The sequence below is a fragment of the Roseibium sp. genome (assembly GCF_965229775.1).
Classification (GTDB): Bacteria; Pseudomonadota; Alphaproteobacteria; order Rhizobiales; family Stappiaceae; genus Roseibium.
This window is the reverse complement of the sequence record NZ_OZ245929.1, coordinates 4,480,989-4,501,421: the sequence shown is the minus strand read 5'-3', so window position 1 is coordinate 4,501,421 and position 20,433 is coordinate 4,480,989. Positions and strand designations below refer to the sequence as shown.

Annotated in this window: 14 protein-coding genes; 8 read left to right on the top strand and 6 right to left on the bottom strand. The window is 60.4% G+C overall.

All coding sequences use genetic code 11. The annotated features are described in order from the left end of the window. The first annotated feature begins 14 nt into the window (after positions 1-14). The 5 genes from folD (at position 15) to ACO07N_RS20265 (ending at position 9,950) form a co-directional block, all read left to right on the top strand. Complete coding sequence (gene folD / locus ACO07N_RS20285) at positions 15-926, top strand: bifunctional methylenetetrahydrofolate dehydrogenase/methenyltetrahydrofolate cyclohydrolase FolD (RefSeq protein ID WP_421982766.1); 912 nt, start codon at positions 15-17, stop codon at positions 924-926. A gap of 422 nt (positions 927-1,348) precedes the next feature. Continuing rightward, entirely contained in the window at positions 1,349-3,205 is a 1,857-nt protein-coding gene (locus ACO07N_RS20280; protein WP_421982765.1) for an autotransporter assembly complex protein TamA, read from the top strand. A gap of 127 nt (positions 3,206-3,332) precedes the next feature. Then, positions 3,333-7,682, top strand: a complete 4,350-nt coding sequence (locus tag ACO07N_RS20275; protein WP_421982764.1) for a translocation/assembly module TamB domain-containing protein — start codon at positions 3,333-3,335, stop codon at positions 7,680-7,682. Positions 7,683-7,900: 218 nt separating this feature from the next. Beyond that, on the top strand, positions 7,901-8,254 hold the full coding sequence (locus ACO07N_RS20270; RefSeq protein WP_421982763.1) for a helix-turn-helix domain-containing protein: 354 nt from the start codon (positions 7,901-7,903) through the stop codon (positions 8,252-8,254). Between the two features lie 238 nt (positions 8,255-8,492). After that, the gene (locus ACO07N_RS20265) at positions 8,493-9,950 is read left to right on the top strand and encodes an NAD-dependent succinate-semialdehyde dehydrogenase (RefSeq protein ID WP_421982762.1); all 1,458 of its coding nucleotides are present in this window, start codon (positions 8,493-8,495) and stop codon (positions 9,948-9,950) included. 76 nt (positions 9,951-10,026) lie between these two features. On the opposite strand, the gene ACO07N_RS20260 is transcribed toward ACO07N_RS20265, so the two are convergent. From ACO07N_RS20260 to ACO07N_RS20235, 6 genes are all read right to left on the bottom strand, one after another. Next, positions 10,027-11,181, bottom strand: coding sequence for an MFS transporter (locus ACO07N_RS20260; protein ID WP_421982761.1), 1,155 nt, complete (start codon positions 11,179-11,181; stop codon positions 10,027-10,029). After that, complete coding sequence (locus ACO07N_RS20255) at positions 11,181-11,981, bottom strand: DeoR/GlpR family DNA-binding transcription regulator (protein ID WP_421982760.1); 801 nt, start codon at positions 11,979-11,981, stop codon at positions 11,181-11,183. Before ACO07N_RS20255 ends, ACO07N_RS20260 begins: the two co-directional genes overlap by 1 nt. Before the next feature lie 126 nt (positions 11,982-12,107). Continuing rightward, the gene (locus ACO07N_RS20250) at positions 12,108-14,879 is read right to left on the bottom strand and encodes an EAL domain-containing protein (protein ID WP_421982759.1); all 2,772 of its coding nucleotides are present in this window, start codon (positions 14,877-14,879) and stop codon (positions 12,108-12,110) included. Between the two features lie 58 nt (positions 14,880-14,937). After that, positions 14,938-15,894 (bottom strand): FecR domain-containing protein, encoded by a 957-nt coding sequence (locus ACO07N_RS20245; RefSeq protein ID WP_421982758.1) that lies wholly within the window; start codon positions 15,892-15,894, stop codon positions 14,938-14,940. Between the two features lie 394 nt (positions 15,895-16,288). After that, a complete protein-coding gene (locus tag ACO07N_RS20240; RefSeq protein WP_421982757.1) occupies positions 16,289-17,368 on the bottom strand; it encodes a FecR family protein in 1,080 nt (359 codons plus the stop codon). A 148-nt stretch (positions 17,369-17,516) separates the two neighbouring features. Further along, on the bottom strand, positions 17,517-18,239 hold the full coding sequence (locus ACO07N_RS20235; protein ID WP_421982756.1) for a glycerophosphodiester phosphodiesterase: 723 nt from the start codon (positions 18,237-18,239) through the stop codon (positions 17,517-17,519). Between the two features lie 389 nt (positions 18,240-18,628). Here ACO07N_RS20235 and ACO07N_RS20230 point away from each other — a divergent pair, with 389 nt between their 5' ends. Genes ACO07N_RS20230 through ACO07N_RS20220 form a run of 3 tightly spaced genes read left to right on the top strand, consistent with a single transcriptional unit; the run spans position 18,629 to position 20,433 of the window. Continuing rightward, entirely contained in the window at positions 18,629-19,213 is a 585-nt protein-coding gene (locus ACO07N_RS20230) for a YceI family protein (protein ID WP_421982755.1), read from the top strand. 53 nt (positions 19,214-19,266) lie between these two features. Next, positions 19,267-19,851: a cytochrome b gene (locus ACO07N_RS20225; protein WP_421982754.1), complete on the top strand. Its 585-nt coding sequence runs from the start codon at positions 19,267-19,269 to the stop codon at positions 19,849-19,851. Positions 19,852-19,875: 24 nt separating this feature from the next. Next, positions 19,876-20,433 (top strand): YceI family protein, encoded by a 558-nt coding sequence (locus tag ACO07N_RS20220; RefSeq protein WP_421982753.1) that lies wholly within the window; start codon positions 19,876-19,878, stop codon positions 20,431-20,433.

Here is a 20,433-nt window from a genome sequence, read left to right as displayed (position 1 = left end):
GACAAGGAGGCTGAATGCCCCAGGCCAAAATCATTGATGGCAAAGCCATTGCGGAATCCGTGCGCGATGAGATTACGCGCCGCGCAGCAGCCCTTCTCCAGGAAAGCGGAAAACGCCCGGGGCTCGCGGTTGTGCTCGTTGGCGAGGATCCGGCAAGCCAGGTCTATGTGCGCAACAAGGACCGGGCCGCAGAAGCCTGCGGTTTTCATTCGGTCAAGCACACGCTTGATGCCGCTTCCAGCGAGGAAGAGGTGCTGTCGCTGGTCGACCAGCTCAACAACGATCCGGAAATCCACGGAATTCTGGTCCAGCTGCCCCTGCCCGGCCATATCGATGAAAGCAAGGTGCTGCGTCTGATTCGTCCTGAAAAGGACGTTGACGGCTTCCATCCGGTCAATGTCGGTCTCCTGACCGCCGGAGAGCGCGACAGCGCCCTTGTTCCCTGTACGCCGGCCGGAAGCCTGGTGCTTCTGAAACGCACGCTCGGCGACTCGCTTTCCGGAAAGACCGCCGTGGTTGTCGGCCGCTCCAACATTGTCGGCAAACCGATGGCCAGCCTGCTGCTCCAGGAAAGCTGCACGGTCACGATTGCCCACAGCCGCACCCAGAACCTTCCCGACGTCGTGCGTGCCGCCGACATCGTGGTTGCCGCCGTCGGACGTCCGGAAATGGTCAAGGGCGACTGGATCAAGGACGGCGCGACGGTGATTGATGTCGGCATCAACAGGATACCGGCGCCCGAACGCGGCGAAGGAAAGTCGCGTCTGGTCGGAGACGTTGCCTTCGACGAGGCGGTGGACCATGCCGGTGCAATCACGCCGGTGCCAGGCGGCGTCGGCCCGATGACGATCGCCATGCTCATGGTAAATACCCTGACGGCAGCACGGCGTCTCATGGGCCTGCCGGAAGAAGATCCGCTGTTCTGAGAGCAAGCAGCTCCGGGAGAAAAGTAAAACGCGCCGGACTTGTCCGGCGTGTCTGTTTTTGCCGCAGAGGAAATCAGTGTTGACCTGCGACAAGCACCGCTTCAACTGATTCCGGCAAACCCTTGCACTGCCTTCTCTCTTGCTTTCAGCCAGTCGTCATGGTCTATCAAGATTCAGCAAGATTTAACCATGGCAGCATACGCTTGCGATTGTAGGGCTGCATAAGCAGTTCGGACGTTGTGCTTTTCAATATCGGGAGAGCCCGGCCGAACCAACCCGTCAGGCGGCAGTTAGTGAAGGGTCTACCGTCTTGCTTCTCCGGGCTTGCCCGGAGTGCGGTTTCAACCGCACCCAAGATGTTGGTTGCCGGTACGGCGACCGGCCCTTTTCGTGTTTCAAAATCCGCTGTCGCAATCGGAGCGTTGATTCTCAGCCTCGCGCTGCCCCTTTATCCGGCAGGCGCATTTGAAATCTTCGGGTGGAAACCCTTCGGCGGTGAGGAAGAAGAACAGGGCGAAGCGGTCCCCGATCCCACCCCTTATGAGGCTGAACTCGCCGTCTCTGACGGTGACGAGGACCTGACCGGCGACCTGAAGGGCGCTTCCCTCCTCATCCAACAGCAGGACAAACCGCCGTCCGGAGAGGCAGGCCTGATCGCGCGTGCGCTGTCCGACCGCGAACGGCTCGTTGCCAAGCTCTACTCGGAAGGCCGCTACGGCGGAACGGTTTCCATAAAGTTGGCAGGCATTCCCCTGGAAACCGCGCTTGAACAGAGCGACCTGCCCAATGCCCGGCCGGTGCGTGTTTCGATACTGGTCAACCCTGGTCCGGTGTTCACCTTCGGCAACGTTGCCATCACGTCGGACACCAGCGAATTGTCGACGGACCCATCCTTTTGGGGTCTCACGCCTGGTGAGCCCGCAGAATCGGGCAAGATCCTGTCTGCGGAGGGACGCATCGTCGCGCTCCTGCGCGGGCGTGGTTACCCGAAAGCGAGGATCGCTGAACGCAGGATCACCGCAGACCACAGTTCCAACAGGCTGGATGTCACGCTTGTGGCCGATGCCGGGCCACAGGCGCGGTTCGGACCGGTGGCCGTCAACGGAACCGACGTGACCGATCCGGATTTCGTCAAGCAGCAGGCGATGCTGCCTGAAGGCGGCATCTATTCTCCCGAGGACATCGCACGGGCGCGCAAGCGGCTGAACGATCTCGGCATCTTCTCTTCCATCCGGTTTGTCGAGGGCGACATTGCGGGACCGGACGGCACGTTGCCGATCACGATCGAAGTGAGCGAACGCAAGCGGCATGTCATCGGCGCCGGCGCCTCCTGGTCGAGCACGGAGGGCTTCGGAGTGGAGGCCTACTGGCGGCGGCGCAACCTTTTCGGCCGCGGCGAATTGCTCTCCGTGGAAGGCTCCGTCGGGCGGATCGGCACCGAGAGTTTCGCAAACCAGGAATACTCGGCACGGATCGCCTTCGAAAAACCCGGGGTTTTCGGTCCGCTGACCAGTTTCTCGACAAGCCTGGAAGCCAGACAGGAAAATCCGGACGCCTACAAGAGCCGCACCGCGACCTTCAACGCCTTTCTCAACCGCGAGTTTTCCGACACGCTCAAGGGACGCGCGGGCGCAGAGGTTTTCTTTGCCGACGAGGAAGATGCCTTCGGCGAAAACGAATACCTGCTGCTCGGTCTGCCTGCCGACCTCACGTTCGACAACCGGGACGACAAACTCAACCCGTCCAAGGGCGTTTTTGCATCGGTCTTTGCCGAACCGGCTTACGATACGCTCAATTCCAATGCGATGGGTTTCGTGCGGGGCACGGTGTCCAGCTATTATGCGCTGGACGAGGCCAAGCGGTTCATCCTGGCCGGCAAGGTCACGCTCGGATCCATTTTCGCGCCTTCGGTCGAGGCGGTTCCGGCAAGCCGGCGCTTCATTGCGGGCGGCGGCGGGTCCATTCGCGGATACGCCTACCGCAATGTCGGCCCCAGGGTGAACGGTGAGGTTGTCGGCGGCCGATCCCTGGTAGAACTGTCAGGGGAAGTCCGCGTCCGGGTAACCGAAACCATCGGCGTTGTCGGTTTCGTGGACGCCGGAAACGCCTACGAAGACACCGTTCCGGATTTTGCGGAGGATTTGAAGGTGGGCGTGGGCGCAGGTTTGCGGTACTTTACTCCCATAGGTCCGCTTCGCGTCGATGCCGCGATTCCACTCGATCCTGGCAAGGATGATCCCGATTTCGCGTTGTATGTGGGCTTGAGTCAGGCCTTTTAGGGTACGGACCACTTTGAACACCGGTTCGGCAACACTGCTGCCTGGAAACACGTTGCTGAACGCGCTAAACCCTTGAAACCCGATTGATCAGCCTCGCGGCACCGGACAGCAGAAAACCCTGATCCTCATGCGTTTTTTGAACCTTACTCTTCGTATTTTCGGATTTCTCATCGCCCTCGTGGTGGCGATTCCCTTGCTTCTGATTGCCGTGTTGCAGGTTCCTTCGGGCCGCAATCTCGTGTCGAATGTCGTCAGTTCGCTCGCATCGAGCGAAACGATGGCAATCAAGATCGAGGGGCTCTATCTCAGCTTCGGCCTAAATGCGGCTGTCAAAAACGTTGCACTCGCAGATCAGGACGGCGTCTGGTTCGAAGCCGAGCAACTCGGTCTGAACTGGCACCCGCTCCAGCTCCTTTCGGGAACTCTCGATGTCGCAAGCCTCACCGCTGACAGGATCGACCTGAACCGGCTTCCCGCCGCTCAACCCGCGAGCGCCACCGAAAGCGAGACCGACACGAGCGAAGCGTCCAGCGGCCTTGCGCTGCCGCTTGATGTTTCGTTGGCCGATCTTTCTCTCGATGAAATCAACATCGGAAATTCCGTTCTGGGCGAAGCGGTGTCGTTTTCCGTTGCCGGTTCCGGGGCTTTCAAACGCGATCCCGCCCTCATATCCGGCAAGCTCGACGTCCAGAGGGTGGATGGCATCGATGCGAACCTGAGTGCCTCCGCCGAATTCGAACCCGCTGCGGAAACCCTGGCCTTCGACCTAGTTCTGTCGGAGCCACGCGGCGGAATGGCGGCGCGCCTCCTGGAGGTTCCCGACCTTCCGGCCATCCGGCTGGACCTGAAAGGCAGCGGTCCGCTGACGAACTGGGCGGCTAATCTCGGTGTCGCACTGGACGGAAGGACAACAGTCACCGGATCCGCCAACCTGGAAGAAAAGGACGCGGAGCGCGTTCTCACATTCGATCTGGACGGAGATCTCGAACCGCTCGCACCGCCGCAAGCCAAGGCCTTCCTGACCGGCACCACTCATGCAGCGGGCAGCGCGCGTTTCACACCGGAATTCGCACCCGTCGCAGCCGATCTCGATCTCAAGACCCAGACTGTGGCACTCGAGGCGTCCGCAGACCTTGCCGAAGAAAAGATCAACGCCGAAGCAAACATGACGGTCAACGCGGGCGACAATGCCCTGATCGCCCTTGACCTTGGCGACCGGCGGATCGTTTTCGGCCCCGTTGACGCCACCGTTGCGGTGACAGGCAGCCAGTCGGCGGCAGACTGGTCGGCAAATATCGGCATGGGTTCCTTTCAGACGACCGAGGCCAGAACGGGCGCAATCAAGCTTGATGCCAGCGGAACAGGGGCCAACCTGCAAGCGGATGTCCTGACATCGCCCTTTGACCTGCAACTGGCGATCACCGACCTGGACGGCCTGACGGCGGAGACCGAACCGCTCACGGGCGGGTTGTCGCTCAAAGCCTTGGGAACGGCGAACGGCAGCGCCGAGGAAGTCCGGATCTCCGACCTCGCGCTCACCTCCTCCGCAGCAGCGCTCACGCTGACCGACACCTTGCTTTCAGCCGGTAGTGTCGCCGGTCAGGGACGGCTTTCGCTGTCCGACATCAGCTTGTTTTCAAAACTGGCGCAACGCGACCTCGGTGGGAGCGTTTCCGCAACTTTTTCAGCGGATCTTGATCCGGCCGAAGTCTCCGGAAAGGCAACTGCAGCGGTGACGACGCAGGACGTGGTGACCGGCATTGCGCAGGCGGACGCCTTGATGTCCGGTTCGACGCAGCTCGACACCGTTGTTGCCCTGGCGGGTGCGGACGACATCACGGTGGAGAGCCTTTCGATCAAGAACGCCGCCATCGCAATCGGCGGAAACGCGCACTATCAGAAACAGGAACTGGCGTCGGATGTCTCGGTCGACCTTTCCGATCTGGGCAAGCTTGATCCGCAACTTGCCGGCGCGGCCAAACTTTCCGCCAGGACGTCCGGACCGATCGACGCGCTGAATGTAGAACTGGATGCCTCCTCCGAGCAGATCCTGCTCGCCGGCACACCACTGGACGCGCTCGAGTTCGCGGCGACGGCCATCGCGGACATGGCGGCGCCAAGCGCCAAGGTGACCTCCTCGGCCAGCCTCAAGGGCCAGCCGATTGCGGTCGATATCGAGCTGAAGAGCGAAAACGGCGGCGCCGATATCAACCCCCTGTCTGTCAAACTCGCCGGAAACACCGTCACGGGCGCCCTCGCGATGGCCGATCTTCAGAAGCCGGTCGAAACACTCAAGGGCGACCTTGAGATCGACGCCCCCGATCTTGCCTCGCTGTCCCCCCTCGTGCTGACCGAAATCGGCGGGCGGCTGCAGGGGAGCGTCCTCGCCGATCCCGACGCGAAGAAACTCGCGATCGATCTCACCGGTTCCGACATCGATGTTCCGTCCCTGAGCATTGGCAGTGTCAAGGTGAAGGCGGACATTGCGGCCCCCTACTCTCCACAGACGGCGACCGCGGATGTGGAGCTCTCCGACCTGATCACCGACGCAACGCCGGTTCATGCGGTGACGCTGTCGGCGAAACCCGAGGGCGACGGCACCTCGATCAATGCCGACGTCAAGATTGATCAGGACAATGACGACGGCCTCTCCCTTGCCGCACGGGTCGCGCAACCGGCGTCCGACACCTATGTCGTCGACCTTTCCGAATTATCCATGCGCTACCAGGGCCTCGCGAGCCAGTTGCTAGAGGCAACACGCATTTCCTATTCCGCCGGGACCGCCGATATCCAGCCGCTCAGGCTCAAGCTCGGCGACGGATCGCTCTCCGTTTCGGGAACAGCGGGTCAATCGCTTGACATGTCCGCCGAGTTGAATTCCGTGCCGCTCAACCTCGCCAATGCCTTCCTGCCGTCGCTCGGACTGGGCGGAACGCTCTCCGGCTCACTGAAGGCCCAGGGCAGTTCCGCGGCGCCGGAGGCGACCTGGTCGATTACGGGCGCGGGTCTTACCGCGAGCGAATTGAAAAACAACGGGCTCTCCGCCCTCGCCCTGAAAACGACCGGCACCCTGAAGGACAACCAGGTCTCCCAGGAAACCACGGTCAGCGATCCGAACGGCCTTGCCTTCTCCGCGTCCGGGACGGTGGGCCTTGCCCAACCGAATGCCATTGCGATCACGCTTGACGGCACCGTTCCGGTCAACGCGCTGAAACGCCCGCTTCTCGAGGCGGGATTGCGGGGCGACGGCTCCGTGTCCCTCAAGGGCAATGTCGGCGGGTCCGCTGCTGCCCCGACCTACCAGATCACCGCGACGCCTGCGGGTCTCAAAGTCACCAGTCTGTCGACGGGATTGACCGTCCAGAACATTGCCGGGTCGGCGACGGTCACGCAGGAACTGGCGTCGCTGAATTCAATCACGGGCGAGCTTGCCACAGGCGGCTCCTTGTCCGCATCCGGCAGCGTCGGGATGAACAACGGCTTTCCGGCAGATCTTGCGCTCAAGCTCAACCGCGGGCGTTACGTCGACCCGGGCCTGGTCACCGCCGAGGTTGATGCGGACATCAAGATCAGCGGACCGCTCGCCTCCGCGTCGAACTCGGCGCTGATCGGCGGGTCCATCACCATCAACAAGGCGGATATCTCGATCCCGGAATACCTGCCAGGGGCGATTCCGCCGGTCGAGGTGAAACATGTGAACGCGTCCCAGGCGATCCGGCAGCAGGTAGCCGATCTTGGCGGAGAACCCAAACAGTCGCAGGCGGAACAGAAGTCCGTGCCGCCACGTCTGGACATCGTGCTCAACGCGCCGGGGCGGATCTTCATCCGCGGGCGGGGCCTCGATGCCGAACTGCAAGGCAACCTCAAGGTGGTCGGTACGACGGCAGACCCTCAGGCCATCGGTGCGTTTTCGCTGAAACGCGGCCAACTCGACATCCTGACGCGCCGCCTGACCTTCTCGCGCGGCAGCGCCACCTTCGACGGCTCGCTGACGCCGCTGATCGATTTTGCCGCCACGACGACCGTCAACGACACGACGATCACCGTTACCGTGAGCGGCCAGGCGGACGATCCGGAAATCGCCTTCACCTCTTCGCCTGAACTGCCCCAGGACGAGGTGTTGGCCCTGCTCCTGTTCGGCAAGAGCGTCGGCAATCTTTCGGCGACACAAATCGCGAGCCTGGCGGCTGCGATCGCGACCCTGACGGGGGGCAGCGACAGTGGGCCGCTGGCGACATTGCGCAAGTCGCTCGGGCTGGACGCCATCGATATCAACACGGACGGAGAAGACGGCCCCTCCGTTGCCGTCGGGAAGTACATCAACGACAATATCTATCTCGGCGTCGAACAGGGCACAGGATCCGGCTCAAGCCGCGTGAAGGTGGACATCGATCTCGACCGCGGGCTGAAGGTGCGTGGCGAAGTCGGCGCGGACGGTGAATCCAAGGCCGGAATCTTCTTCGAGCGTGAATACTGAGGCACTGCCCAAAACCGTCATTTTTACCGAGGAATTTGCTCAATCCCGCCGCGGCCCACTCTCTATGCGACAAATCGCCCGGCAGCTGTTGCACTGCACAGGCCGATCATGCAAGTGTGCGCGCCATGACCCATCATTTCAGAAAAAATGTTCCGTTCTTGGCGAACGAAACCGTTCATTTGGTGACGGACCGAACCGGCCTCGACGGGAGTTCAGTCATGACGACACGAAGCAGCGAATACACTCTCGGCGAGCGTATCTGCAAGGCGCGCGACGCATCCGGTCTGTCGACAGCGCAGCTTGCCCGCCGCCTCGGCATCAAGACGTCGACCATGCAAAGCTGGGAAAGCGACCGTTCCGAGCCCCGGTCCAACAAACTGGTCCTGCTCGCGGGCGTTCTGAATGTCAGCCCGACCTGGCTGCTCGTCGGGCGCGGAGCGCCTCCCTTCGCGGAGGACCACGACGCGGCGGATCTCGACAGCATGAAGGTTGCGCTCGACCGCGTGCAGAAACAGGCCCAGGCACTCGCGGACGAAATCGCGGTGCTGCAGGAACGCCTCAGCGGATCCTGACAAGGCTTTGCGGGCCCTTCGGGGCCCCTTTTTTCCTACCAAACCAGTCTGCTGAACGCCCCGCCCTTCGGGAGCGGCTGACTGTTATCCGACCGGTCTGACACCGCGGGCCGGGCCCAATGCCCCCTTGGGCCTGAAAAGCGCTTGCCAGACGGCTCAAAGGCGCTCTATCTCTTTGAAAACCGGTCCGGCAGGCCGCTCGGCCGCCCTTCTCCGCACAAGAATTCGGGAGTGATCCATGTCTTTGAACACCGCACTAATCAAGCAGAACGTCTACATCAACGGCGAGTGGGTTGATGCGGATAGCGGCCAGACAATTGCCGTTGCAAATCCCGCGACCGGCGAGAGCATCGGAACGATCCCCTATTGCGGACGCGGTGAGACCGCCCGTGCCATCGCAGCGGCAAAGGCCGCGTTTCCGGCATGGAAGGCCCTTACGGCGGATGCGCGTGCGGATTACATGCACAAGCTGTGCGACGCCATCATGGACCAGGTGGACGACCTTGCCGTGCTCCTGACCACCGAAATGGGCAAACCACTCGCGGAGGCCAAGGGCGAAATCACGCTCGGGGTCAAATACATCCGCTTCTTCGCCGAAGAAGGAAAACGCATTTACGGCGACACGATCCCGTCCCCCTGGGCGGACCGGCGCATTCTGGTCACGAAGGAACCGGTCGGCGTTGTCGCATCGATCACGCCCTGGAATTTTCCGAATTCGATGATTGCCAGGAAGCTCGGCGCGGCGCTCGCATCGGGATGCACCATGGTCATGAAGCCGGCGGAATTCACGCCCTATTCCGCACTGATCTACGGCATCATGGCCGACAAGGTCGGCCTGCCGGCCGGCGTCGTCAACATCGTCACCGGCGACGCTCCGGCCATCGGCGAAGAGATGTGCGAGAACCCGGCGGTGCGTAAGATCACGTTTACGGGGTCGACCAGGGTCGGAAAGCTGCTGGCCGCGAATGCCGGCAAGAACATGAAGAAGATCTCGATGGAACTCGGCGGCAACGCGCCTTTCATCGTGTTCGACGATGCCGACCTGGACCGGGCCATCAGCGGGGCCATCGCCAGCAAGTTCCGCAACTCCGGGCAGACCTGCGTGTGCGCGAACCGGATCTACGTCCAGGCCGGCGTCTATGATGCGTTTGCGGCGAAGCTGAAGACCGCCATGGCCGAACAGCTGAAGGTCGGCAACGGTCTTGAGGCCGGGGTCACCCAGGGTCCGCTGATCAACGAGGCCGCCGTGGAAAAGGTTGCCGCGCATGTGCAGGACGCTCTGAGCAAGGGCGGCGAACTTGTTTCCGGCGGCAACCGGCCCGATGGCGAGGGCACTTTCTTCGAACCGACCCTGATTACCGGCGCCACTCCGGACATGAAAGTCGCACATGAAGAGACCTTCGGTCCGCTTGCGGCCCTGTTCCGCTTCGACAGCGAGGCCGATGCCATCCAGTTGGCCAACGATACGGAATACGGGCTCGCCTGCTATTTCTATTCGCAGGACCTGGGCCGGTGTTTCCGCGTGATGGAGGCGCTCGAATACGGCCTTGTCGGTGTCAATGAAGGCGTGATCACCACCGAGGTTGCTCCTTTCGGCGGCTTCAAGGAAAGCGGCGTCGGCAACGAAGGCTCCAAATACGGTCTCGATGACTATCTCAACGTGAAATACAACTGCCTCGGCGGGCTCGGGCTCTAGACACACCGAACTTGGCACCGCGTTCCAAGATTCGACTGCTAACCGCAGAGGCGAAATCCTGACTGTCTTTGCGACGTCATGTATTGCGCGTCACGCGCACCGCCAGAAGCGGCACGAGACACATCAGCAGCGCCAGCGCCAGGAAGGCCGTTTGCAGGCTGGTGGCGTTCGCCACGAAACCTATGGCGGCCGGTCCGAGCAGGATGCCGCCATAGCCGGTCGTTGCGACCGCGGCGACCGCCTGCCCGCTCGGCATATCCTTCTGCGTTCCGGCGAGGCTGAACAGCACCGGTACGATGTTGGATGCGCCCAGTCCGATCGCAACAAAACCGATTGCCGAAACCACGATATGAGGTGTCAGCGTCACGAGTAGAATGCCGGCAATCGTCACGCTGCCGCCCCAGACAAGACACCTGCGGCTACCGACCGCCGCAACGAACCTGTCACCGAAGATCCGGCCCACCGTCATGGCAACGGAAAAAAGCATGTAGCCGAACCCGCCCATGGCGATGCCGACGAGCCCCTGTTCGGTCACGAGCAGCGCCCCCCAGTCGAGGATCGCGCCTTCGACGAGGAAGGTCGTGGCGGTGAGCAGGGCGATCACGAGAACGACGCCTCTGGGAAAAACGATGGCGTTCGACCCGGCCTCCGGTTCCGCTTTCAACAACATCGGCCAGGACACCAGGATCGCCGCGAGCGCCAGAAGCGCGCAGGTGCCCGCGGTCAAACCGGGCGACGCGCCAGAGGACAGCAAGACGGTTGCGCCGCCCGCGCCCGCGAAGCCGCCGATGCTGAAAAGCGCATGAAATCCGGACATGAGCGGCCTGGGAGATCCGCGTTCCACTTCCACGGCGTGCGAATTCATGCCGACTTCAAGCATGCCCAGGAAGATCCCGATCAGGACGACAACAGCCCCCATGGTCCAGAGCGATCCGATGAACCCGACGGCCGGAAACAGCAGCGCCAGCCCCAGTCCGCCGGCAACCGTCACCTTGCGCGTGCCGAAGTGCGTGCAGGCAATTCCGGCGAGCGGCATTGCGGCAACCGACCCGGCACCCAGGCCGAGCAGAAGCAGGCCGAGGCCGGCATCATCAAGGCCCAGTCTCTGCTTCACGTATGGGATGAGCGGCGACCAGCATCCGAGCACGAACCCGGCGGCGAAAAACGCGAGACGCGTTGCCAGCCTGGTTTCGGGGCGATCGGTCGAAAGACCGGCGGCGTCCACACTCATCAGACGGCCCCCGATCTTGCCGCAGGCGGTGCGGCCGTCAGGAGCTGATTTGTTTCGGTCCTGAACTCCGACAGGCATTCTTCGCTCAAGCGCGCTTCCAGGACCAGGCAGTCGATCTCACCAAAGGGAAGGATCCTGTGCGGCAAACGGGCGCCAAGCTTCTGTTCGGTCGCCAGGATGACAACCCGGTCGCTTGCGCTGACCGCAGCCCGCTTCACATCGGCATCTTGCGCGTCATAAGCGCTGACGCCGATCTCGCGGCAAAGGCCGCAGGTGCCGAGAAATGCCAGGTCGAACCGGAAAGCCTCCAAAGCTCTGATGGTTTGCGACCCCGTCGTCCCACCCACGTCCGCGTTGACGGCGCCGCCAAGCGAAAAGACGTTCAGACCCTTTTTCCCCATCAGCTTGGCGACCACCGGGATGGAATTGGTGACGACTGTGAGTTCAAGGTTCAGAGGCAGGTGCTCCGCGAGGATGATGTTGGTGCTGCCGACATCCAGAAACAGGCAATGTCTCGGCCGGATCAGGGAGAGCGCGGCTTTTGCCAAGGCTTCCTTGCGTTCGACATCTTCCGTGGTGCGCACCGAAACCGGCTGCGCTGACGGCGCCACCGGCAACGCGCCGCCATAGACTTTCTCGCAAAGGCCCTCGGCGGCCAGTTTGCGCAAATCCCGGCGGATGGCGTCTTCGGAGACGGCGTAGTCGGCTGCCAGCTTTGCCGCCGACACCGCCTCGCCACGGGCAAGGATTTCGAGAATGGCCGCGCGACGCTGATTGGGAAGATGAGAAACATTGGACATAAACGTGCATTAACATGCAAAACTATGTATGAACAAGAATAAATTTACGTCCCATTTGAAGCCTCACCGCGGCAACGCGACGATTTCAAACGGGTGGTTGGATTTCGAAAAAAGAAAAAAGCCGGGTCAGGCAGCGACCACAAGACGCTCGGCAACGTCAATCGCCGTCATCGGGCGGCCGAAGTAATAGCCCTGCCCGAGCTGGCAGCCCAGTTCCTGCAGGCGGCAGGACTGCTCGAATGTCTCGATGCCCTCGACGACCACCGACATGCTGTAGCCTTCGGCGAGCAGGAGCACAGCCTCGATGACGGCCGTGTCTTCCTGCCGGTCGATCGTTTCCTTGATGAAGGATCTGTCGAGCTTGATCTTGGAGAACGGAAACTTGGTGAGATACCCGAGCGAAGAGTAGCCGGTGCCGAAGTCGTCCATGGAAAAACTGCAGCCACGCGACTTCAGGTCTTCGATGCACTGCATCAGCTCCGGGCTCTCATCGACGAACAGCGATTCCGTGACTTCGAGATCCAGCCTGTCGGCCGGAAAGCCCGAACGTTCCAGCGCTTCGGAGACTGTCTCGACAAGATCCCCGCGGAAGAACTGGATTGGCGACACATTGACCGAAAGCCGCAACGGCTGTTTCCAGTGCAATGCTTCCTTCATGCCGCGGTTCAGCACCCAGGCGCCGAGTTCCTGAATGTATCCGTTTTCCTCTGCAATCGGTATGAACTCCACGGGCGAGACCCGGCCGAACTCCCGGCTGTCCCACCTCAGGAGCGCTTCAACACCGAAAAGCGTGCTGTCGCTCAGGCGCACCAGCGGCTGGTATTCAAGACGCAATTCATCCCGGATGATTGCCTTGAACAGTTCCGTCTCCAGCTTTCTGCGGCGCTGAAGGGCAGTGTCCATTTCCGACCTGAAACAGACGATCGGGTTCTGGCTGTCCCGCCGCGCCGTCGACAGCGCGTTGCCGGCGCGTTTCAGAATGAGGTCCGGGTCGCCCTCACCTTCGGACACGACATAGCCGAACTTGAGCTGTACCGAGATGCGCGCGCCATCGATGGCGTAGTCTTCGCCGATGATTTTCTGGACTTCCTCGACGATCGCGAGTTCCGTTTCGCTGCCGGTTTTCGACACGCTGAGACCGGCGAAGACGTCTGCGGTGACGGCAGCCCAGGTGATGTCCTTGGCCAGATGGCTTTTCAGCCGCGAGGCGATCGACTGGCGGACGCGGTCGCCATAGGTGAAGCCGAGCGTTGCAACAATCTGATCGAGATTGGTCACGGCGAACTGGACAACGCAGACCGCTTCGCTCTTGGAACAGGCACTCTTGGTCTGTTTTTTCAACTCCCGCTCAAATCCGTTACGGTTGAGGAGGTCTGTGATCGGATCGAAACGTGCCAGATATTCCAGGCGGGCCGCGGATTCCCGCTCATCGGTGACATCCCTGCAGGTCAGGCAGGCGAGCGCCCGCGTTTCAACCTTGTTCGGGTGTTTGGCTTCGGCCAGTGTCTTTTCGGCCTTCGTGACCACGTATTCGATGAAACGGCGTTTTGTCCCTTCCTGGGCGAGAACCAGGATCTGCGGAACCGGGTCGCGCCCGTCGGCGGCCTGAAGCGCAACGATTGCTTCTTCGACGAGCGCATTCGGCAGAGCCGAGCGCGCACTGCTGCCGGCAAGCGTTTCGCTGGAGAAAAGGGACCGCGCTGTCCTGTTGGCCGCCGTGATCAGGCAATCGCTGTCGATGACGATGATGGCGTCGAAACTGTCATCGAATACCTGACCCAGCATCCGGTCGCTGTTGCGCTGCTTGATGTCGGCGACATGTGCGAGAAGCTTGTGCAGTCCGAGTTCGCGCAAAACGACAATCACAGCCGCCAGAACAAGCAGAACATGAGCGCTTCCGGTGGGAACGAGAACCGGATGCGACTGCTGAACGGTGAACGCCACGATCTCGATCGCCAGCGCAGACAGCAGGAAGATGCCGAGCTTGATCGCCCACCCCTCGATCTTGGTGATCAGCAAGAGGGCGAAAACAAGAACCGCGAAGAGGAGCGCAAAGGATTCGCTCACGGGTGTCAGCGCCCGTTTCTGGAGGAGCGTTTCTGCACCGAGCGCCTGGACCAGCGCGCCGGGGACGATCCCGTGCACCGGTACCGCGAAAAGGTCGCGCAGTTCGAGTGCGCTGGCCCCGACAATGACTTTCTTGCCGTTGACCTGACCCAGATCGGCTGTACCATTCAACACATCGGCCATGGGAATGCGGGGAAAACTGGCGACGTCGATCCCGTAGTCGAGGTAGAAGGCCCCTTGCGTGTCACCGCTGTGTTCCCCGAGATACGCGGCGGCGGAGATCTCGGTGACCCCGTCTATCTCGTAGCCATAGAGATTGCGCCAGATCCGGCTGTCAGCCTCCATCGGCACCATGACGACCACCGGCCAGGCATGATCCAGAAAAGGGTCCGCGGGAAGATTGATGACTTCATTTTCGCCGGACTGAGCGGAGGCCGCCTGACGGAAGGCGGCGAGGCTGACATTGCCCGCCTGCTCGATCGCACGCGCGAACAATGCATCATCTTCCGGGTTGGACGCGGCACTGAAATCAACGTCGAAGACAATATCCTGCGCACCGGCGCCCGCGAGACGGTCGACAAGGTCTGCGTGGATCCGGCGGGGAAAGGGCCAAACACCAACCTCCTCGAGACTGCCGGCATCAATATCGATGAAGACAATCTGACCCGAAACCGGTTTGGCATCCAGGCTGAACCTGGTCTCCCAGGCGAGCCTGTCGATGCTGTCGGTCAGACCCGCGAAGCGCAAAACGAGAATAGCCGCGGCCAGAAAGACCGCGACCAGAATGGCGTTTACAAATCGCCCGCCAAATTTCTCGTACCAGACGTTCACCCCGCCTCACCACGTTCGCAGATCTTGCGGCATCGGGGGCAACTTTCTCGAGTTCACATCATTTGCCACTGTTGCCGTTCGAATTGCCATTTCCATTGCCGTTTGAATTGCCGTTGCCGTTGCCGTTTGAATTGCCGTTGCTGTTGCCGTTCGAATTGCCGTTGCTGTTGCCATTCGAATTGCCGTTACCGTTGCCATTCGAATTGCCGTTGCCGTTGCCGTTCGAATTGCCGTTGCTGTTGCCATTCGAATTGCCGTTACCGTTGCCATTCGAATTGCCGTTGCTGTTGCCATTCGAATTGCTGTTGCTGTCGCCGTTTGAATTGCTGCTACTGTTGCCGTTCGAGCTGCCGTTTCCGTTGCCGTTCGAGCTCTCGTTGGAGCTGAACAGGCCACCAAAGAACCCTTTCGACTTTTGAGGCCTTTCCGACTGCACATCGACGGGAGCCGCGCGACCCAACGCCGCCACTTTCGGGCTGCGCTTCGGCCCCTTGCGCACGTCCGGTTTGGTCCGTCCGCCGACACTCAAGCCACCATTGTTTCCATTCGCGCTCGAGGCGTTCTGCCCAGCCGTCAGATCGGCGCGATCACCGGAGGAGAAATCTTGAACCCCGACAACGCCCCTATCGACGGAAACGCGCGCGCGCGTCTCACCAACGGAAACGTCGAACCGCGTACCCTTGACAACGGCGGCCAGAAAAGGCGTTTCGACGAAGAAGTGCGGGCGTGACCTCTTTGCGACATCGACTGTAACCTTTCCCTTGCGCTGCAAGAGGGTCGTTTTCGATCTGTTGCTTTGATATTTGGACAGGGCGAAGGTTGTGTTGGGACCCACACTGATGGTTTCCTCACCACGCGCGATCAATGCCCGGCCGCCTGCCCTGGTGCCCATGGTGTAGCCTTTTTCAAAGGCCATCCCGCGTTTGACGCGGAAAGCCTCGACACCCGGCGCAACAAAATAGACGATGCCGGATACGCGCTTGACCACCCATTCGGACGCTGCCGCGCCGGTCACCGTCCCTGCGAGGAAAAGCGGTATTAACACCAAGGCAGCAAAAAGCGCGGCCGAGGCTTTACTCGACAGACTTTCATATTTGGAATGCTTTGCAGGGCCTGATGTCTTTAAGTTGTTCTTCAGGTTAAAGACAACCATAGCTAAACTACCTCGCAGGTAAAATTCAGCTTTTTTCTTAGCGATTTCTGCTTAACTCAAAATAAATATGCGGACGAAAAAGAAGCAATTTCTTCACAAGGTTTCCAATATGTGAATTCAACGATCTAAATCCGTGACTAGAATTCTTCTTTTTGGACAAAACACTAGAAAACCGCAAAGTTCACTTTTGCAATCAAGCGGCACAATTCGAGCTACGGGCTCCTGGAGTGTAGCACTTACTCGAGCTTATTCTGATTCAATCATCGTCATCGTCATCTCCGCCATCGTCGTCGTCGTCGTCTCCACCGCCGCCGAAGCCGCCACCGCCGCCAAAGCCGCCCCCACCAGAGCCTCCAGAGCCACCGCCCCCGCCAGAGCCGCCACCCCCGCCAGAGCCGCCACTTCCACCGGAGCCGCTACCGCCGTTTCCACTGTTCCCGTCGTTGGTCGAGTTGCCATTTCCATTGGAGGCATTGTCGGAAGAATTGCCGTTTCCATTCGAATTGTCGCTGCTTTCCCAACCGCTGTTGACGTTCCCGATGCCGCCACCACCAAACAATGCTCCGAAAAAGCCGCGTCTTTGAGTGGTTGGCTGTTGCTGCGCAGCTGCGGGTTGACCGGCTTGCGTTGCAGTTGCCGGCACAAGCCCGGGCTTGGCCGCCCGTTTCGGTCCCTTTCGCACATCAGGCTTCGTTCTACCGCCAACCGCCAAGCCCGAACCGCTGGTTTGCGCACTGGATGCGTTTTGGCCCGCACCCAGATCAGCCCTGTCGCCGGATGAAAAGTCCTGAACCTCAACAACACCTCGCTCCACCATCACGCGGGTGCGCTTCGTGTTCACGCTGACTTCAAACCGCGTTCCCTTCACCACTGCGGCCAGAAACGGCGTTTCGACGAAGAAGTGCGGTCTCGATCGCTTGCTCACATCGACGGCGACGTTGCCCTTGCGCTGCAAAAGGGTCGTTTTCGATCTGTTGCTTTGGTATTTTGAAATCGAGAATGTCGTGTTCGGGCCAACGCTGATGGTTTCCTCACCCCGCGCGATCAACGCCCGGCCGCCTGCCCTGGTGCCTATGGTGTAACCCTTCTGAAACACCATGCCCCTTTGAACGCGGAACGCTTCAACCCCGGGCGCGACAAAATAGACGATCCCCGACACGCGCTTGACCACCCATTCGGACGCTGCCGCGCCGGTCACCGTCCCTGCGAGGAAAAGCGGTATTAACACCAAGGCAGCAAAAAGCGCGGCCGAGGCTTTACTCGACAGACTTTTATATTTGGATCGCTTTCCAGCTCCTGATTTCTTTAAGTTGTTTTTCAAGCTAAGAACAACCATAGCCAAACTACCTCGCAGGTAAAATTCAGCTTTTTTCTTAGCGATTTCTGCTTAACTCAAAATAAATATTTAGAAATGATTGGCGCGATGGACAAACAGGGTTTCCAGTGAGTGAATCCCTTTGTGCAAATTTGAAAAATTCGGCAAATCACTCAGCAGGTGTCAGCAACGCGCTTTCGACTTCCCGGAACACCTCGACATGATCGATGTTCATCTGTTCGATTCCAAAACGGACAGCCTTCTCGAACATATGCCGATCGTCACCGTCGTAGAACATCTGCGTGATAAGGTTCGCCGCCCGGGCTTCGTTGACAAGATCTTCGCGCAGGGTGTCCTTGTCGAATTCAAGGATATGGGCGTCCTGGGCCACGGCGCGTTCCACGGAGCCGACATGCGCGAAGAGAAGCATGCGCTTCAGATCCGGGACCTTGGCGCGTGCCAGCGCACGGATCGACTGATCAAAGGAAAAGGTCCAGGCGTCATTGAGCATGCCGCGTGCCGCAAGCATGTCCCGGACTTCACCGGGATCGCCTTCCTTGATTTCCACGTAGGTCCCGATCCGACCGCGGCAGGCATCCAGGAATGCATCCAGACGCGGGATGCGCTCACCGGCGAACTCGGGCGAGAACCAGGTGCCTGCGTCCAGGCGGTCAAGTTCGGCGGAAGAGAAATCCGAAAGACGGCCCGTCCCGTTTGTGGTCCGCTCGAGCGTGTCGTCATGCAGAACGTAGAGGACACCGTCCTTCGACGGCCTGACGTCGAGTTCGACGACATCCGCGCCGAGTTCGATGGCCTTTTCGAGCGAAGCAAAGGTATTTTCGGGAGCGTGTCTGCATGCGCCCCGATGGCACACGATGACTGCCTGTTTCACGTAACGTACTCCTTGTAGCCGAACCGGACCGGCCGCCCCCCGATTTCCTTCTCACCTCTTTGGACAAGATTATCCATACTTGCTGCCTGAATTTCTTGATGGATTGATGACAAAGGTACTCGTTCTTTGTTTTCATGAGCTTACGAAGTCTGCTTTTGCCCTCCACAACCAGAAAATGCAGACATATCACAGAACACGCTTTTTCGATTCGCTGTCCCAGCCTCCCGTTTCAACGGCCAGCATCTCCCGGGAGAATCGCTCCAGCGGTGCGACATATTGTTCAGCCACACCGAACGGTCAGTCAAATTGCACTGCAAAATTTCTTTCTTATCTTCCCGGTGCAGCGTTCATGAGCGAACGCTCTTCGATCAACGATATGAGGTTCTCCCATGATCCGTTTTGCAGCTTCCGCACTTGCTCTTTCCCTTCTCGCGGCCCCGGCGATCGCCGAGCCGGTCGCTTATGACTTCGACAAGTCCCACGCCAACCTCTCCTTCACCTACAACCACCTCGGCTATTCGACGACCGACGGACGCTTCGGCGACTGGGACGGCACATTGCTGATCGACAAGGACACGCCTTCTAACTCCTCCATCGAGTTCACGATCAACATCGACAGCCTCGACACGTTCTGGGCGGATCGCGACAAGCACCTGAAAAGCCCGGATTTCTTCGACGCGGCCAAGTTCCCGCAGGCAACGTTCAAAAGCACAAAGGTCGAGCAGACAGGTGAGAACCAGCTGGACGTCACCGGCGACCTGACGCTGCGCGGCATCACCAAGCCGGTCACGCTGACGGTCGACGTTCTTGCCATGGGCGACCATCCGATGGCCAAGAAACCGGCTGCCGGCTTCGCGGTTACCACCGTGATCAAGCGTTCCGACTTCGGCATGGACATGTTCGTGCCCTATGTAGGTGACGAGGTCACCGTGACGTTCCATGCCGAAACGCTGGTTTCGCAGGCAACGAACTGACCCGACCGACTCGGAGGCCGGTGTGACCGGCCTCCCAACTCAAGGAGCCCGCCATGCTGCGCAACACTTCGACCGGTTACGGACGCATTGCAATCGCCTTTCACTGGACGATGGCCGTGCTGATTGCCGGAATGCTTGCTTTCGGGCTCTACATGACGTCACTGCCGCCAGCAGACCCGGAAACGTTTCAGCTCTATCAGTTGCACAAGTCGGTCGGATTCGTGGTCCTGGCGCTTGCCGTCCTCCGGTTGGCCTGGCGTCTGGTGAACCCGTCCCCGAAACTGCCTGCCGGCATGCATCCGCTTGAAAAGACGGCCGCGCATCTCGGACATATCGGTCTCTACGCCCTCATCTTCGCGATGCCGATCACGGGCTGGTTCATGGTTTCGGCGTCGCCCTGGGGCATTCCGACGGTGCTCTTCAATGTCCTTCCCGTGCCGCATCTTCCGGTTCCGGAAGCACTCGGCACCAAGGAACAGGCGGAGGGCTTCTTCAAGTTTCTGCACGAATACGGCGCATACCTTCTGATCGCGCTGGTCGTGGTTCACGTCGCCGCCGCTCTCAAACACCACTTCATCGCCCGGGACGACACGCTGAAACGCATGGTGTCAACCGGACCGGCCAAGGCCAAGTCTTAATTTCTCACTTCAGGAAACATCAGCATGATACTGAAAAAAATTATCTTATCTGGCCTGTCTCTGTCGATGATTGGAGCCGTTTCCGCGGCGCAAGGCGAAGCCTGGAGCGTGGATGCGGCGAACAGCACACTCGCCTTCGAAGTTCAGCAGGGCAGCTCGGCGCTGAGCGGAACCTTCACCACCTGGGACGCCAGCATCGATTTCGACATTGCCGCCCCCGAGAGCGCGGTCATCGTCGCCACCATCAACCCGGCCAGTGCTTCGACAGGCAATCCGCAGTTCGACACGACCCTGCCCGCCGCGGACTGGTTCGATGCCGCCGGCTTTCCCGTTGCCGAGTTCAAGTCGGAAGGCGCAACGCTCGTTGAAGGCAACAGCTACAGGGCCGACGGCACATTGACCATCAAGGGCGCGTCGCATCCGGTGACACTCGACTTCACGCTCGACATCGACGGCGACACGGCCAGGGCGGCCGGAACCGCGAAACTCAACCGCCTCGACTACGGGCTCGGCGCCGGAGTCGGTACCGACACGGTCGGCGATATCGTCACCGTCACGCTCGACCTGACGGCAACGCGCTGA

What these genes read in the sequence shown, in the direction of transcription:
- ACO07N_RS20275 (WP_421982764.1), top strand. Translation starts at nt 3,333, where the DNA reads ATGCGTTTTTTGAACCTTACTCTTCGTATTTTCGGATTTCTCATCGCC.
- ACO07N_RS20220 (WP_421982753.1), top strand. Translation starts at nt 19,876, where the DNA reads ATGATACTGAAAAAAATTATCTTATCTGGCCTGTCTCTGTCGATGATT.
- ACO07N_RS20240 (WP_421982757.1), bottom strand. Translation starts at nt 17,368, where the DNA reads ATGGTTGTTCTTAGCTTGAAAAACAACTTAAAGAAATCAGGAGCTGGA.
- folD (WP_421982766.1), top strand. Translation starts at nt 15, where the DNA reads ATGCCCCAGGCCAAAATCATTGATGGCAAAGCCATTGCGGAATCCGTG.
- ACO07N_RS20225 (WP_421982754.1), top strand. Translation starts at nt 19,267, where the DNA reads ATGCTGCGCAACACTTCGACCGGTTACGGACGCATTGCAATCGCCTTT.
- ACO07N_RS20260 (WP_421982761.1), bottom strand. Translation starts at nt 11,181, where the DNA reads ATGAGTGTGGACGCCGCCGGTCTTTCGACCGATCGCCCCGAAACCAGG.
- ACO07N_RS20270 (WP_421982763.1), top strand. Translation starts at nt 7,901, where the DNA reads ATGACGACACGAAGCAGCGAATACACTCTCGGCGAGCGTATCTGCAAG.
- ACO07N_RS20265 (WP_421982762.1), top strand. Translation starts at nt 8,493, where the DNA reads ATGTCTTTGAACACCGCACTAATCAAGCAGAACGTCTACATCAACGGC.
- ACO07N_RS20255 (WP_421982760.1), bottom strand. Translation starts at nt 11,981, where the DNA reads ATGTCCAATGTTTCTCATCTTCCCAATCAGCGTCGCGCGGCCATTCTC.
- ACO07N_RS20230 (WP_421982755.1), top strand. Translation starts at nt 18,629, where the DNA reads ATGATCCGTTTTGCAGCTTCCGCACTTGCTCTTTCCCTTCTCGCGGCC.